The 14576-nt window shown below is 69.8% G+C and carries 10 protein-coding genes and 1 pseudogene; 6 read left to right on the top strand and 5 right to left on the bottom strand.

All coding sequences use genetic code 11. From position 1 onward, the window contains the following. Positions 1–98 precede the first annotated feature (98 nt). A complete protein-coding gene (locus IE134_RS08515; protein WP_189430094.1) occupies positions 99–533 on the top strand; it encodes a VOC family protein in 435 nt (144 codons plus the stop codon). A gap of 31 nt (positions 534–564) precedes the next feature. Then, positions 565–1478 (top strand): annotated as a pseudogene (locus IE134_RS08510) (aminoglycoside phosphotransferase family protein). 47 nt (positions 1479–1525) lie between these two features. Here IE134_RS08510 and IE134_RS08505 read toward each other — a convergent pair. The 3 genes from IE134_RS08505 to IE134_RS08495 form a co-directional block, all read right to left on the bottom strand. Continuing rightward, complete coding sequence (locus IE134_RS08505) at positions 1526–2257, bottom strand: alpha/beta fold hydrolase (RefSeq protein ID WP_189430091.1); 732 nt, start codon at positions 2255–2257, stop codon at positions 1526–1528. A gap of 38 nt (positions 2258–2295) precedes the next feature. Then, positions 2296–2631 carry a YnfA family protein gene (locus IE134_RS08500; RefSeq protein ID WP_030709806.1) on the bottom strand — a complete coding sequence of 112 codons (336 nt, stop codon included), beginning with the start codon at positions 2629–2631 and terminating at the stop codon, positions 2296–2298. A 62-nt stretch (positions 2632–2693) separates the two neighbouring features. Continuing rightward, positions 2694–3581 (bottom strand): MerR family transcriptional regulator, encoded by an 888-nt coding sequence (locus IE134_RS08495; RefSeq protein ID WP_189430090.1) that lies wholly within the window; start codon positions 3579–3581, stop codon positions 2694–2696. 154 nt (positions 3582–3735) lie between these two features. Between IE134_RS08495 and IE134_RS08490 the strand changes: the two genes are divergently transcribed. Further along, entirely contained in the window at positions 3736–4266 is a 531-nt protein-coding gene (locus IE134_RS08490; RefSeq protein ID WP_098894636.1) for a GNAT family N-acetyltransferase, read from the top strand. A gap of 195 nt (positions 4267–4461) precedes the next feature. Further along, positions 4462–7176 carry an aconitate hydratase AcnA gene (gene acnA / locus IE134_RS08485; RefSeq protein ID WP_030709809.1) on the top strand — a complete coding sequence of 905 codons (2715 nt, stop codon included), beginning with the start codon at positions 4462–4464 and terminating at the stop codon, positions 7174–7176. A gap of 91 nt (positions 7177–7267) precedes the next feature. On the opposite strand, the gene IE134_RS08480 is transcribed toward acnA, so the two are convergent. Beyond that, positions 7268–7876: a hypothetical protein gene (locus IE134_RS08480; RefSeq protein ID WP_030709811.1), complete on the bottom strand. Its 609-nt coding sequence runs from the start codon at positions 7874–7876 to the stop codon at positions 7268–7270. A gap of 98 nt (positions 7877–7974) precedes the next feature. Here IE134_RS08480 and IE134_RS08475 point away from each other — a divergent pair, with 98 nt between their 5' ends. Then, positions 7975–8595, top strand: a complete 621-nt coding sequence (locus IE134_RS08475) for a histidine phosphatase family protein (RefSeq protein WP_030709813.1) — start codon at positions 7975–7977, stop codon at positions 8593–8595. A 122-nt stretch (positions 8596–8717) separates the two neighbouring features. Here the strand turns inward: IE134_RS08475 and IE134_RS08470 are convergent, their stop codons facing one another. Continuing rightward, on the bottom strand, positions 8718–12599 hold the full coding sequence (locus IE134_RS08470) for a GH92 family glycosyl hydrolase (protein WP_189430087.1): 3882 nt from the start codon (positions 12597–12599) through the stop codon (positions 8718–8720). A gap of 502 nt (positions 12600–13101) precedes the next feature. Between IE134_RS08470 and ngcE the strand changes: the two genes are divergently transcribed. Then, complete coding sequence (ngcE, locus tag IE134_RS08465; protein ID WP_030709817.1) at positions 13102–14547, top strand: N-acetylglucosamine/diacetylchitobiose ABC transporter substrate-binding protein; 1446 nt, start codon at positions 13102–13104, stop codon at positions 14545–14547. Positions 14548–14576 lie beyond the last annotated feature (29 nt).

Raw genomic sequence — 14576 nt, 5'->3', positions numbered from 1 at the left:
TCCTTTTTGTGCGGCGACTCGCACGGTGGGTCGCGCAGTGACCCGTCCGGCGAGGAAATTCGGATGCTCGTCGAACGGCGCCCCTCTACGGTGGCCCGATGACGTCGATCAGGCAGGTCCAGATCACCTTCGACTGCGCGTCGCCCACGCGCGTCGCCCACTTCTGGTGCGAGGTGTTGGGGTACGTCGTACCGCAACCGCCGAAGGGGTTCGCCAGTTGGGACGATTACGCCCTCTCCCTGCCGCCGGAGAAGCGGGACGCGGGGTTCGCCTGCCAGGACCCCACGGGGGTGGGCCCGCGGATGTACTTCCAGCGCGTTCCCGAGGCGAAGGTCGTCAAGAACCGGGTGCACCTCTGCGTGCGGGTCGGCACCGGGCTCGCGGGGGACGAGCGCCTCGCCGCGCTGGAGGCCGAGTGCGCACGACTTCTGCCGCTCGGCGCGAAGCGCGTACGGCTGCTCCTCGCCGACGAGGAGAACGAGTCCTGCCTGGTGATGCAGGACATCGAGGGCAACGAGTTCTGCCTCGACTGACGGGCGGGGCCGCCCGGTACCGTGGCTGGGCATGACCGACTCCGACACCGCCGCCGAGATCGAGATCACGGCGGACCTGGTCCGTGACCTGCTCCGGGAGCAACATCCCGATCTGGCGGAGCTGGCCGTCCGCGAGGTCGAGGGCGGCTGGGACAACCAGCAGTGGCGCCTCGGGGACGAGTTGGCCGTCCGCATGCCGCGTACGGAACGCGCGCCGGAACTCCAGCGCAAGAGTGCCGGTGGCTGCCCCACCTCGCTCCGCGTCTGCCGCTCCCCGTCCCGCGCCCGGTGCGGGTGGGGGAGCCGTCCGCACGCTTCCCGAAGCGGTGGACGGTCATGACGTGGGTCCCCGGCGATCCGCTGGACCGCACCTCGATCAGCCGTGGCGACCACGCGGCGGACACCCTGGCGGACTTCCTGAGGGCGCTCCACGTGGCGGCGCCCGCCGAGGCGCCGGGCCTCGTGGACCGGGGCGCTCACCCGGGCACGTACACCGAAGGCTTCGACCACTTCTTCCGGTCCGTCGCCCTCGACGGCAGGGCCGGCGAGGTCCGGGCCGTCTGGGACGACGCGGTCGCCGCCCCCGCGTGGGAGGGCCCGCCGGTCTGGGTGCACGGTGACCTCCACCCCGCGAACGTCGTCGTGTCGGACGGAACGCTCTCCGGCGTGATCGACTTCGGCGACCTGTTCGCCGGGGACCCGGCGTGGGACCTCGCGGCCGCCTGGGTCGTCCTTCCCCGGGGCGGCGCCGCGCGGTTCTTCGACGCGTACGGGCTCGCGGACGGGGCGACGATCCGGCGCGCCCGTGGACTGGCCGCGCTGAAAAGCCTGTTCCTCATGCTCATGGGCCACAACGGGGACCGAGGGCTTCCCGGCGGCAAGTCGGCCTGGGGGCCCGCGGGCAGGACGGCGCTCGATCGCGTCCTGAGCACCGACGTGGTGTGATCGCGCGCTGCGCGCACTCCGCACAGGTGTGCTGCGAGCGGGGGTGCTCAGCCGGCGGCAGGAAGCCCGCGGGCGAAGCGGCGGACGGCGTCGGTGAAGGCGTCCGGGGCGTCGAAGTTCGCGAGATGTCCGGCCCGTGGGATCAATTCGATACGGGCATCCGGATGCGCGCGGGCGAAGTCGGCCTCGCCGGACCGGAAGACGGTGTCCTTCTCGCCGTTCAGGATCAGTACCGGCGCCGCGACCTGACGCAGCGCATCCGTGTCGAACCGGCCCAGTACCTCACCCCAGGCGGCGGACAGGGTGTGGAAGGCGTAGCCGGAGCGGATGGTCGCCTCCACCACGTCCCGTGGATACTGCCGCAGCAGCAGCCGGTCGTTCCACCTGGTCAGCCGGTCCGCCGAGATGCGGGGGACCAGGCCGGCGACCCACCGGTAGGGCGCGGCCCAGGGGCCGCGGGTGGACGCGCTGGCACCCGCGAGAACCAGCCCGCGCAACCGCTCCGGGCAGCGCCGGGCGAACTCCAGCGACACGTAACCGCCGAGCGAATGCCCGACGACCACGGCCGGTTCGCCGCCGAGCGTGTCCACCGCGGCGGCGACGACCTCCGTCGCGGCGCTCAGACTCCAGGGCTGGGCCGAGCGCGCTCCGTGGCCCGGAAGGTCGACGGCGGTGACCGGGAACTCCTCCCGGAGCGCGGCGAGTTGCGTACTCCACTGTCCCGCGCTGAAACGCGTCCCGTGCACGAAGACGATGGGCGGTGCGTCGGCTGTGGTCATCGGCCCCCCTCAAGTGAGGCCCCAGATTAGTGGCCGCATCAGTGGCCGCGCGGGGCGTACATGATCACGGCCATGCCGGCCAGGCAGACCAGGGCCCCGATGATGTCGAAGCGGTCCGGGCGGTAGCCGTCGGCGACCATGCCCCAAGCGATCGACCCGGCGACGAAGATGCCCCCGTACGCGGCGAGGATCCGGCCGAAGTTGTCGTCGCTCTGGAAGGTGGCGACCACGCCGTACAGACCGAGCGCGATGACGCCGGCCCCGACCCACACCCAGCCCTTGTGCTCCCGCAGGCCCTGCCAGACCAGCCAGGCTCCCCCGATCTCGAACAGCGCGGCGACGACGAACAGGGCGATGGAACGGGCGACGAGCACGGTGGAGGGCTTCCTGGTGGGAGGTGGCTGGAGCAGGGCAGGACGGGACAGGACGGGGGACGTCAGTCGGCGGAGCCGAAGAGATCCGTGAGCAGCGCGCCCCCGTCGGCGGGCGCGCGGACCTCCAGGTGCAGACGCGGGCCGTCGAGGTGGAGGCGGAAGTCGAAGAACGGGCAGCACTCCTGCTCCGCGGCCGCCAGCTCGGCGACGCGGGTGACCCGTTCGACGGGCAGGGTCAGCCGCAGCCCTTCGGGTACGGCGGCCCGGGTCGCGCCGGCGACGGCCTCGCGCCACCGGGCGGTGCGCTCGTGCAGCCCGTCGCCGCCCAGCGAGCACGCCACCGGCGCGGAACGCCATCGCTCCGTCTCCTTCCCGGCGGCCCGCCGCCCGGGCGAGAGGACGACATCGACCGGCTGTCCGCCGTGCGCTCCGCCGGAGACGGGGGCCGAACCCGAGGTTGACGAGCCCGGCCCCTGGCCCGTGTCCGGGCCCGCCGCCGAGGCGGACACCGGGCCCGCGGCCTGCGCAGACACCGACCTCGCCCCCGGCGCCAGGAACCCGCACTCCGGGTCGCACCGCCCCGCCCGGTCCAGCAGCGCGTCCAGGTGGGCCAGGGCGCCGCGCAGGGAATCGGTGAAAGCCGCCAGCTCGGCGGCGCGGACCTCGGCCTCGGTGAGCCGGGCGGAGATCCGGGGGCGCAGATCGGCCTTCACATCGCGGCAGGCGCCGGCCTCCCACACCCCGACCAGCTCGCCGATCTCCTCCAGCGCGAGCCCCAGATGCTTGGCCGCGCCGATGAACGCCAGCCGGTCGACCGCGTCCTCGCCGTACATCCGGTACCCGGCGGGGGTCCGGTCGGCGGACAGCAGCCCCGCGCTCTCGTAGAACCGCAGGGTCGTGGCCGGCACCCCGCTGCGCTCGGCGAGCTGGGAGATCCGCATGGAGGTCATGCCACCGACCGTAAACCTTCCACCCGACTGGAAGGTCAAGGCGTCGTTGCTCCGTGCCGGTGCCGGTGCCGGTGCCGGTGCCGTGCGGCAGGACGGGCGCCGGGTGGGTCTCCTCGGCCCGGCCCCCTCACGGGTCTGCGCTAGGTTGCCCGCCATGCCTGAACTCGGATCCGTCGCCTGGCCGCCCGCCCCGATCACGACCGCGCGGCTCGTGCTGCGCGAGCCGGAGGTCCGGGACCGCGCGGCGTTCATCGAGCTGCTGGCCTCTCCGGAGGTGGGCGCCTTCATCGGCGGTCCCCAACCGCGTGACGAGCTCGAACGCGCGATACCGGAGGAGCCCCGCCGGCGTTCCGGCCTCTTCGTCGTCGATCTCGGCGGAGCGATGATCGGCCAGGTCACGCTCACCAAGGACACCGGGCACCTTGCCCGGGCTGCCGGGCGGGCAGAGCTCGGCTACCTGTTCCTGCCGCGGGTGTGGGGCCACGGCTACGCCGCCGAGGCGTGTGAAGCGGCACTCGGCTGGTTCGCCGGTGTGCTGCCCGGCGAACCGGTGGTCCTCGCCACCCGGACCGCCAACGTCCGCTCCCTGCGCCTCGCGGCGAAGCTCGGATTCACCGAGGCCGAACGGTTCGAGGAGTGGGGGGCCGAGCAGTGGATGGGTGTGTGGAAGGGCACCTGGGCATGACCGAGCGGCGGCTATGTACTAGAGTTATCTCGACATCGAGATATCTGCCGAGGCGCACCACAGCCGCCGCCCGGTAAGGGTTACCTAACTAAGCCTTACCTTAGCGGATGGCCGGAGCCGTAGGTGGCAAAACGCGGCGCCGGCTGCCAATGAGGCGCGGCGCGGTAGACGCGCACATTGAAGAAGGAGACTGTCGTGTCGGCGAACAGCTTCGACGCCCGCAGCACGCTGCGCGTGGGCGACGAGTCGTACGAGATCTTCAAGCTGGACAAGGTAGAGGGCTCCGCGCGCCTCCCGTACAGCCTGAAGATCCTGCTGGAGAACCTGCTCCGTACCGAGGACGGCGCGAACATCACCGCCGACCACATCCGGGCCATCGGCGGCTGGGACTCCCAGGCGCAGCCCAGCCAGGAGATCCAGTTCACGCCGGCCCGCGTGATCATGCAGGACTTCACCGGCGTCCCGTGTGTCGTGGACCTCGCCACCATGCGTGAGGCCGTCAAGGAGCTCGGCGGCGACCCGGCGAAGATCAACCCGCTGGCCCCGGCCGAGCTGGTCATCGACCACTCCGTCATCGCCGACAAGTTCGGCACGAAGGACGCCTTCGGCCAGAACGTCGAGCTGGAGTACGGCCGTAACAAGGAGCGCTACCAGTTCCTGCGCTGGGGCCAGACCGCCTTCGACGAGTTCAAGGTCGTCCCCCCGGGCACCGGCATCGTCCACCAGGTGAACATCGAGCACCTGGCCCGTACCGTCATGGTCCGGGGCGGCCAGGCGTACCCCGACACCCTCGTCGGCACCGACTCGCACACCACCATGGTCAACGGCCTCGGTGTGCTCGGCTGGGGCGTCGGCGGCATCGAGGCCGAGGCCGCCATGCTCGGCCAGCCGGTCTCCATGCTCATCCCGCGCGTCGTCGGCTTCAAGCTGACCGGTGAGCTGAAGCCCGGCACCACCGCCACCGACCTCGTGCTGACCATCACCGAGATGCTCCGCAAGCACGGCGTCGTCGGCAAGTTCGTGGAGTTCTACGGTGAGGGCGTCGCCGCCACCTCGCTCGCCAACCGCGCCACCATCGGCAACATGTCGCCGGAGTTCGGCTCCACCGCCGCGATCTTCCCGATCGACGACGAGACCCTGAACTACCTGCGCCTGACCGGCCGCGACGCCCAGCAGGTCGCCCTCGTCGAGGCGTACGCCAAGGAGCAGGGCCTCTGGCTGGACCCGAAGGCCGAGCCCGACTTCTCCGAGAAGCTGGAGCTCGACCTCGCCACGGTCGTCCCCTCCATCGCCGGACCGAAGCGCCCGCAGGACCGCATCGTCCTCGCCAACGCCGCGCAGCAGTTCGCCCAGGACGTCCGCAACTACGTCTCGGACGACGAGGAGGCGGGCAAGGAGTCCTTCCCGGCCTCCGACGCCCCGGCCTCCTCCAACGGCGTGCCGACCAAGCCGACCACGGTCACGGCCCCCGACGGCTCGACGTACGAGATCGACCACGGCGCCGTCACCGTCGCGGCGATCACCTCCTGCACCAACACCTCGAACCCCTACGTCATGGTCGCCGCCGCGCTCGTGGCGAAGAAGGCGGTCGAGAAGGGCCTGACCCGCAAGCCGTGGGTCAAGACCACCCTCGCCCCGGGCTCGAAGGTCGTCACCGACTACTTCGACAAGGCGGGTCTGACCCCGTACCTCGACAAGGTCGGCTTCAACCTCGTCGGCTACGGCTGCACCACCTGCATCGGCAACTCCGGCCCGCTGCCGGAGGAGGTCTCCAAGGCCGTCAACGACAACGACCTCGCGGTCACGTCGGTCCTCTCCGGCAACCGTAACTTCGAGGGCCGCATCAACCCCGACGTCAAGATGAACTACCTGGCGTCCCCGCCGCTGGTCGTCGCGTACGCCATCGCCGGTTCGATGAAGGTCGACATCACCAAGGACGCCCTCGGCACCGACCAGGACGGCAAGCCGGTCTTCCTGGCCGACATCTGGCCGTCCGAGGCCGAGGTCAACGACGTCGTGGCGAACGCCATCGGCGAGGACATGTTCAACAAGTCCTACCAGGACGTCTTCGCGGGCGACGCCCAGTGGCAGGCGCTGCCGATCCCGACCGGCAACACCTTCGAGTGGGACTCCGAGTCCACCTACGTGCGCAAGCCCCCGTACTTCGAGGGCATGACGATGGAGACGACCCCGGTCGAGGACATCACCGGCGCCCGCGTCCTCGCCAAGCTCGGCGACTCGGTCACCACCGACCACATCTCCCCGGCCGGCGCCATCAAGGCCGACACCCCGGCCGGCAAGTACCTCACGGAGCACGGCATCGAGCGCCGTGACTTCAACTCCTACGGCTCGCGCCGTGGCAACCACGAGGTCATGATCCGCGGCACGTTCGCCAACATCCGCCTGCGCAACCAGATCGCGCCGGGCACCGAGGGCGGCTACACCCGCGACTTCACCCAGGCCGACGGACCGGTGTCGTTCATCTACGACGCCTCGCAGAACTACCAGGCCGCCGGCACCCCGCTCGCGATCCTCGCGGGCAAGGAGTACGGCTCCGGCTCGTCCCGTGACTGGGCCGCCAAGGGCACCGCGCTCCTGGGCGTCAAGGCCGTCATCGCCGAGTCCTACGAGCGCATCCACCGCTCGAACCTCATCGGCATGGGCGTCCTCCCGCTCCAGTTCCCCGAGGGCCAGAACGCCGAGACCCTCGGTCTCACCGGCGAGGAGGCCTTCTCCTTCACCGGCGTCACCGAGCTGAACAACGGCACCACCCCCCGTACGGTCAAGGTCACCACCGACACCGGTGTGGAGTTCGACGCGGTCGTCCGCATCGACACCCCCGGCGAGGCCGACTACTACCGCAACGGCGGCATCCTGCAGTACGTGCTCCGCAGCCTGATCCGCAGCTGATCGGCGAGCGGCACAACGCGAGGGCCGCGCCCCGGGATTCCCGGGGCGCGGCCCTCGCGCCGTTTCCGCTGCCGTGGCCTCAAGCCTCGCGTCAGTCCGACGGCGTGCGCCAGACGTCGCTGATCCGGCAGGTCGTGCCGGGCGGCACCTCACCGAGGCCCTGCGCCTTTTTCACAGCGCTCCCGCCGGGCTCCAGGTCGACCACGCCCGCCCCGCCCTCCGCGACCTTGACGCCGTCCTCGTCGAGAAACTCCATCATGATGGTGTAGCTCGCCGTCGTGGACGAGCCGTTCACGACCTTCACCTTCGCCGACTGCCAGCCGATCTGCGGATCGCGCGTGCACGCGGTGATCGTGACGTCCTTCTTCGCGTCCGGTTCGGTCGCGCTGGGCTCCTCGGCGTACGGGTCCTCCTCGTAGGGCTCCTCCTCGTACGGGTCCTCCTCGTACGGCTCCGAGTAGGGGGCCTCCGACCGCGGCGGCAGCGCGATGGAATCCTGGACCGAGGACATCGCCGCGTGGACGAGCGCCACCACCGCTCCCGCCACGATGAGCCCACCGCCCACGGCGAGCGTCACGATCAACCCCGTACGCTGCTTCTGCGGCGGCCCCGGGGGCGCCGCCCACGGCGAAGGCTGCGCCGGAGGCCGGTACTCCGGCTGCGGCTGTTCGGGCGGCGGAGGCGGAAAGTTGTCGGACATGCGGTCCCCCCACGGGAAAGTGATCAGCTGAGGGGCTTACCGTACGTGGCCCCGTCAGCCCCACCCGCACCACCTGTACAGAAAGCGAACGGACCACCATGGGCGAGCTGATCCTCATCCGGCACGGCGAGACCGAATGGTCCCGTTCCGGGCAGCACACGAGCTGGACCGACCTCCCCCTCACCGACGTCGGGGAGCGCCAGGCCCGCGCCCTCGTCCCGCTGCTGGCCGACCGCACCATCGGCCTCACCCTCGTCAGCCCGTCGGTCCGGGCCCGCCGCACCGCCGAACTGGCCGGGCTCCCCGCACCCCGGGTCACCCCCGAGCTGCGGGAGTGGGACTACGGCGGGTACGAGGGCATCACCACCCGGGAGATCCGCCGCACCCGTCCCTTCTGGAACCTGTGGACCGACGGCGTCGACCCCGGCTCCGACGAGCACCCCGGCGAGAGCCCCGCCCAGATCGGCCAGCGGGCCGACCAGGTGCTCGCGGGCGTCCGGTCGGCCGCCGAGGAGGTCCCGGACGAGGAGGACATCGCGCTCGTCGCCCACTCGCACTTCCTGCGCGTCCTCACCGCCCGCTACCTCGGCCTGACCCCGGCCGAGGGGCGGCTCTTCCAGCTCGCAACCGGCGCCGTCTCCCGCCTCGGCACGGAACACGGCCGTCCGGTCGTCGCCGCGCTCAACGTCGCCCTGCCCGAAAGCCTTCAGCCGGAGTGAGCCCCGCTCGACGTCGCCTGCCCGAGAGCCTTCTGGAGAGCCTCGGCGAGAACCGCTGACACGCCGACGGCCGGCACCCCGTCCTTCCGGGGTTCCGGCCGCCCGCGCTCACCGCGTCACGTTCAGGACAGCAGCTCCACCTCCGCGAGCGTCGCCGAACCCGTCAGCACCAGCCGGTACTTCGTGTACGAGCCGGGCTTCGCCACCGAGAACACCCGGGTCTGCTTGTCCCAGGCGAACGACTGGCCGGAGCGGCGGTCGACGTCCTTCCACTCCTTGCCGTCCGTCGAACCCTGGAGCGTCCACCCCTTCGGGGCCTTGTCCGCCGCCGCCGAGGTCAGCGTGTACTGCACGCCCTTCGTGGCCGAGGACACCGGCAGCTCCACCGACTCCACCGTCGCCGAGGTGGCCGAGGTGTCGTCGAACAGGGCGCCGTCACCCTTCAGCGCGTCGCCCTTGGGCGTCGGGACCTTGTCGTCCTTCTGCACCGAGACCGGGGCCGCGTCCTTGCCCGTGCCCCAGGCCGACGGCTTCGGGCCCATGGCGAACTCCAGCGTGCCGCCCTTGGCCAGGACGTCGTGGGGGAGCGCCGTGGAGGTCCACTTCTTGCCGTTGACCTTCACGCCCTGCACGTAGATGTTCTTGTCGCTGTTCTTCGGGGCCTTCACGACCAGCTTGCGGCCGTTGTCCATGCGGACGGTGACCTTCTTGAAGAGCGGCGAGCCGATCGCGTACTCCCCGCTGCCCATGACCAGCGGGTAGAAGCCGAGCGAGGAGAAGAGGAACCAGGCCGACTGCTCGCCGTTGTCCTCGTCGCCGTGGATGCCCTGCCCGATCTCGCTGCCGACGTACAGCCGGCCCAGCACCTCGCGGACTTTCTCCTGCGTCTTGTACGGTTGCGAGGCCGCGTTGTACATGTACGTGGCGTGGTGGGCGACCTGGTTGCTGTGGCCGTACTGGCCCATCCGCACGTCCCGCGCCTCGGTCATCTCGTGGATGACCCCGCCGTAGCTGCCGACGAACTCCGGGCCCGCCGTCTCCGGCGTCGAGAAGTACGTGTCCAGCTTCTTGCCCAGACCGGCGCGGCCGCCGTACAGGTTGGCCAGGCCCCGGCTGTCCTGCGGGGCGGTGAAGGCGTAGCCCCAGCCGTTGGTCTCGGTGTAGTCGTAACCCCAGACGCGCGGGTCGTACTGGTCCGAGGGCAGCCGCCAGTCGCCGTTCGGCTTCTTGCCCTGGAAGAACCCGGCCTTGTCGTCGAAGAGCTTGACGTACTTCTGCGCCCGGTTCATGAAGTACTCGGACTCTTCCTTGTACCGCGCCTTCTTCGTCTTCTTGTACAGCTCCTGGCCCATGCGGGCGATGCCGTAGTCGTTGACGTAACCCTCCAGGGACCAGGACAGGCCCTCGTGGGTGGCGGTGTTGGCGTACCCCTTGAAGACCGAGGTCTCCAGGCCCTTGCGGCCGACGCCCGAGGACGGCGGGGCCACGGTGGCGTTCTTGAGGGCCGCGTCGTAGGCCGCCTCGGCGTCGAACTTCACGCCCTTGACGTACGCGTCGGCGAAGGCCACGTCCGAGCTGGTGCCGGTCATCAGGTCCGCGTAGCCGGGGGAGGACCAGCGTGAGGTCCAGCCGCCGTCCTTGTAGTGCTGGACGAAGCCGTCCACCAGCTCGCCGGCCTTCTTCGGGGAGAAGAAGGAGTACGCGGGCCAGGTCGTGCGGTAGGTGTCCCAGAAGCCGTTGTTGACGTACACCTCGCCGTCGACGATCTTCGCGCCGGTCCGCGTCGGGGTGTTCTCGCCGGTCGCCTTGGAGAAGGGGCTGGCGTACTTGTTCTTGCCCTTCACCTTCTCGTGGCCGGAGTTCGGGTAGAGGTAGAGCCGGTAGAGGCTGGAGTAGAGCGTCGTCAGCTGGTCGGCGTTCGCGCCCTCGACCCCGACCGTCCCGAGGACGTCGTCCCAGGCGCCCTGCGCCTTGCGCTGCACCCGGTCGAAGGAGGTCGACTCCGGGATCTCCATCGCCAGGTTCTGCTTCGCCTGGTCGACGCCGATCAGAGAGGTGGCCAGACGCAGGTTGACCGTGCGGTCCTTGCCGGCGTCGAAGCGGAAGAACCCGGTGACGTCGTCGCCCCCGCCGCCCTTCAGCTTGCCGCTGTCGGTGACCGGCGCGTCGAAGACGCCGTACACGAACATCCGGGTCGCGCCGGTGGACAGGCCGCTCTTGACGTCCGTGAAGCCGGAGAACGAGCTGGTCTTCGGGTCCAACGTGATGCCGCCGGCGTTCGAGACGTTGTCGAAGATCAGGCTGGCGTCCTTGCCCGGATAGGTGAACCGCATCCGGGCCGCGTGGTCGGTCGGCGTCATCTCGGCCTTGAGGCCGTTCTCGAACGTGACGCCGTAGTAGTGCGGCTTCGCCGTCTCGTTCTCGTGCCGGAAGGGCAGCGCGCGGGCGGTCCGGGAGGCATCCGGGGTGCCGCTCGCGGCCGAGGGCATCAGCTGGAAGGTCTGCCGGTCGCCCATCCACGGGCTCGGCTCATGGCTCGCGCCGAAGGCCTGGAGCGTGGGGAGGTTGTCCGCGTTGTTGCCCCGGTGGTAGTCGTACAGCCAGCTCAGCGAGCCGGCGTTCGTCACCGGCGTCCAGAAGTTGAAGCCGTGCGGGACCGCCGTGGCCGGAATGTTGTTGCCGCGCGAGAAGCCGCCGCTGGAGTTGGTGCCGCGGGTCGTCAGCGCGTAGTCCGACAGATGCGCCTTGCGCTTCTCCGGCTTCTTCGGGGCGATCGAGATGTCGTCGATCCAGCCCTGGAACTTCGCCTTCCCCTTGGGGGAGTCGTACGCCACCAGGATCCGGTCGACCGTCTTGCCGGCGGCGACCGTGCCGAGCCGGGCGGCGACCTTGTTCCACTGGTTGACGTAGAGGCGCTTGGCGTCCGCCTGGCCCTGCGGGGTCAGCAGCCCGCCGTGGCTGTCGGTGGCCTTCAGCTCGCTCAGGTACGTGCCGTCGGTGAAGGCGAGGTCCACCGCGACGTGCGTGGCCGGATAGTTCAGGTCCGTCTCGCCCATCTGCGGGTAGACGAGGTAGGACAGCTCGGTGTCCTTGGTGACGGCCGTGTTCACGTCGAAGATCTTGTTGTACGAGTACGCGCGTCCGTCGGGCGTGTGCGTGCCCGCGTAACGCAGTGCCTTCTTTCCGGTGAATCCCGCACCCGACTTCGCGGTGGGGGAGCCGGAGGGGCCGCGGTCGGGCTGGCTGCGCATCTCCTCGGGCACCGGGGCGGAGGTGTCACCGTTCGAGAACTGAACGTCGGCGAGCTGGAGCGCGTCCGCGCCGCCGTTCGCCGTGATGTCCAGCCGGAAGTGCTTGTAGGCGGTGTCGCCCGCGAAGTCGTACCTCTTCGTCTCGTGCCGCTTGGCGAAGGACTCGCCGCTGCGGGTGTCGAGGTCGGTCCACTCCTTGCCGTCCGCCGAGCCCTTGAGCGTCCAGCTCTTCGGGTCGCGTTCGGCGTGGTCGTTGGCCGAAGTGAGCGCGTACGTCACGACCTTGACGGGTTCGTCCAGATCGAACTCGACCCAGCCGGTCTTCGCGAACGTCAGCCACTTGGAGCCCGGCTCGACGTCGACGAGGTTCTCCTTGACCTCGCCGCCCGCGGTGTTCTCGGCGCTCGCGCGCACCTCCGTCACCCGGTCGGTGACATTGCCCGGTATGCCGGAGGAGAAGCCCCCGTCGACGCCGGAGGACCGCTTCTTGCCGTCGGGGCCCTCCTCGACGGTGTTGCGCCAGTCCGGCTGCTTCTCGTCCGCCTCGAAGGAAGTGGTGAACGTCCGGTCGCCGGAGGGCTTCCGGTCCGGCGAGGAGGGCTGCGCGGTGGCGACCGCGGGGGCGATCACCACCAGGGCGAGGGAAGCCGCCAGGGCGGCTGCTGTGGGGGTCCGTCTCCGGCGCGGGGCCGGGCGGGGGACCGCGTGAGGGGCTGTGTCGGAGCCGTGGTTGAGGCCGCGTGGTGGCTGCATGCCGAGCCGTTCCTCCCCGGGAAAATGCATGGACAACGTTGTCATAGCGGGATGCAAGGTCCAGTAGGGAGCCAAGTGACAGGACGTGTCAAGGGTGTTGCTGCGCGGCCCGTCGGCAAATCGGCCGGAATGGTGAAATAGCCGCCGCGGGAGGAGGGGGCGGGACGCCGAGGTATCCGTGAGGTCTCAACTCGGGAAAGACTGCCGCCCAAACCTGCTTTCGATCTTGCTCAGTTGGCGACAAGTGGACTATACCTGTCGGCATCTGCACAGTCGTTTCACACGGATGTGCGCGGGGGAAACAGGAACGTCGCGAGGACGCCGAGGGCGTCCTCGCTGTACGGTCTCCCGGCATCCCCACGGCACCGGCCTGTCCGGTGCATCTGCATATCCGCATGACCCAAGCGCAACTGACCGCGGTGGCGGGGCCCTTCGCCTGAGGCGAATTCTCGACGGGTGACCGGCACACCGCCTGAGTCCTGGAGAAGGCGAGGACTTGAGCATGGGATCCACCTCCGCCCACAACAATGAGGGCCTTGGCCGTCGCGATCTGATCAAGCGTTCTGCCGCACTCGGCCTGATCGCTGTTCCGACGATGAGCTTCCTGTCCGCCTGCGCGAGCGGCGACAGCAGCAGCGACGACAAGGTCGAAAAGGGCGAAAAGAGCGACAAGAACCCGCTGGCCGTCAACGGCAGCGCCCCGCTGGAGATCGTCATCTTCGACGGCGGCTTCGGCACCAAGTACGCCGAGGACGCCAAGGCCGTCTACGAGAAGACCTACCCCGAGGCGAAGGTCAAGTTCTCGGCGACGCAGAAGATCCAGTCGGTTCTTCAGCCGCGGTTCAACGGTGGCACCCCGCCGGACCTGATCGACAACTCCGGTGCGCAGCAGATGGACATGGGCGTCCTGGTCGGCAAGAAGCAGCTCACCGACCTGACCCCGCTCCTCGACGCCCCCTCCATCGACGACCCCGCCAAGAAGGTCCGCGACACCCTGCGGCCCGGCATCGTCGAGATGGGCCAGTTCGACGGCGACCCGGTCTGGATCATGTACTACGCGTACACGGTCTACGGCGTCTGGTACTCGCAGACCGCGCTGGAGAAGCTCGACGCCACGTACCCGGAGAACTGGGACGACATGCTCGCGCTCTGCGCGAAGGCGAAGAAGCAGGACATCGCCGGCTGGACCTACCCCGGCAAGCACCCCTACTACCTCCCCTTCTCGCTGTACCCCTTCATCGCCAAGATCGGCGGTGTCGAGGTCCTCGACGCGATCGACAACCTGGAGCCGAAGGCCTGGGAGCACCCCGCGGTCAAGGCGGCCTTCGAGGCGTACTACGAGCTCGTCGCCAAGGGCTACATCCTCAAGGGCACCCCGGGCCTGGACCACCGCGGTTCGCAGGGCGCCTGGGCCCGCGGCAAGGCGCTGTTCATCCCGAACGGCTCCTGGGTGGAGAACGAGGAAGCGGCGATCATCCCCAAGGACTTCAAGCTGTCCGTGGGCGCCCCCTCCAGCCTCGACTCCTCCGACAAGATGCCCTTCGGCACCATCTGGGCGTCCGGCGGCGAGCCGTTCATCGTCCCGAGCAAGGCGAAGAACGTCGAGGGCGGTATGGAGCAGCTGCGCATCATGCTCAGCGAGGCCTCCTCCAAGTCCTTCACCGCCAGCACGAAGTCGCTGTCCGCCTTCAACGGGGGCACGGACGGCATCGAGCTGTCCGACGGCCTCAAGTCCGGTGTCGCCGCGCTGGAGAAGGCCGGCACCAACGTGGTCAACCCGCGCCTGCAGGACTGGTACGTGAAGCTCCAGAAGGAGCAGATCGGTGTCGCCGCGCTCGGCGAGATGATGGCCGGCCGCGCCAAGCCGGCCGAGACCATCAAGAAGATCCAGGCCTTCGCCGACGCGACCGCCAAGGACCAGTCCATCAAGCACTTCAAGCACCAGTGACCACGCGTCACCAGCGGCGGGCAGCACGG

The organism is Streptomyces rubiginosohelvolus, assembly GCF_014649875.1.
In the GTDB taxonomy this organism is placed as follows: Bacteria; Actinomycetota; Actinomycetes; order Streptomycetales; family Streptomycetaceae; genus Streptomyces; species Streptomyces rubiginosohelvolus.
Note: the sequence above shows the minus strand (reverse complement) of the source record. Positions and strands in the feature narration are given on the sequence as shown.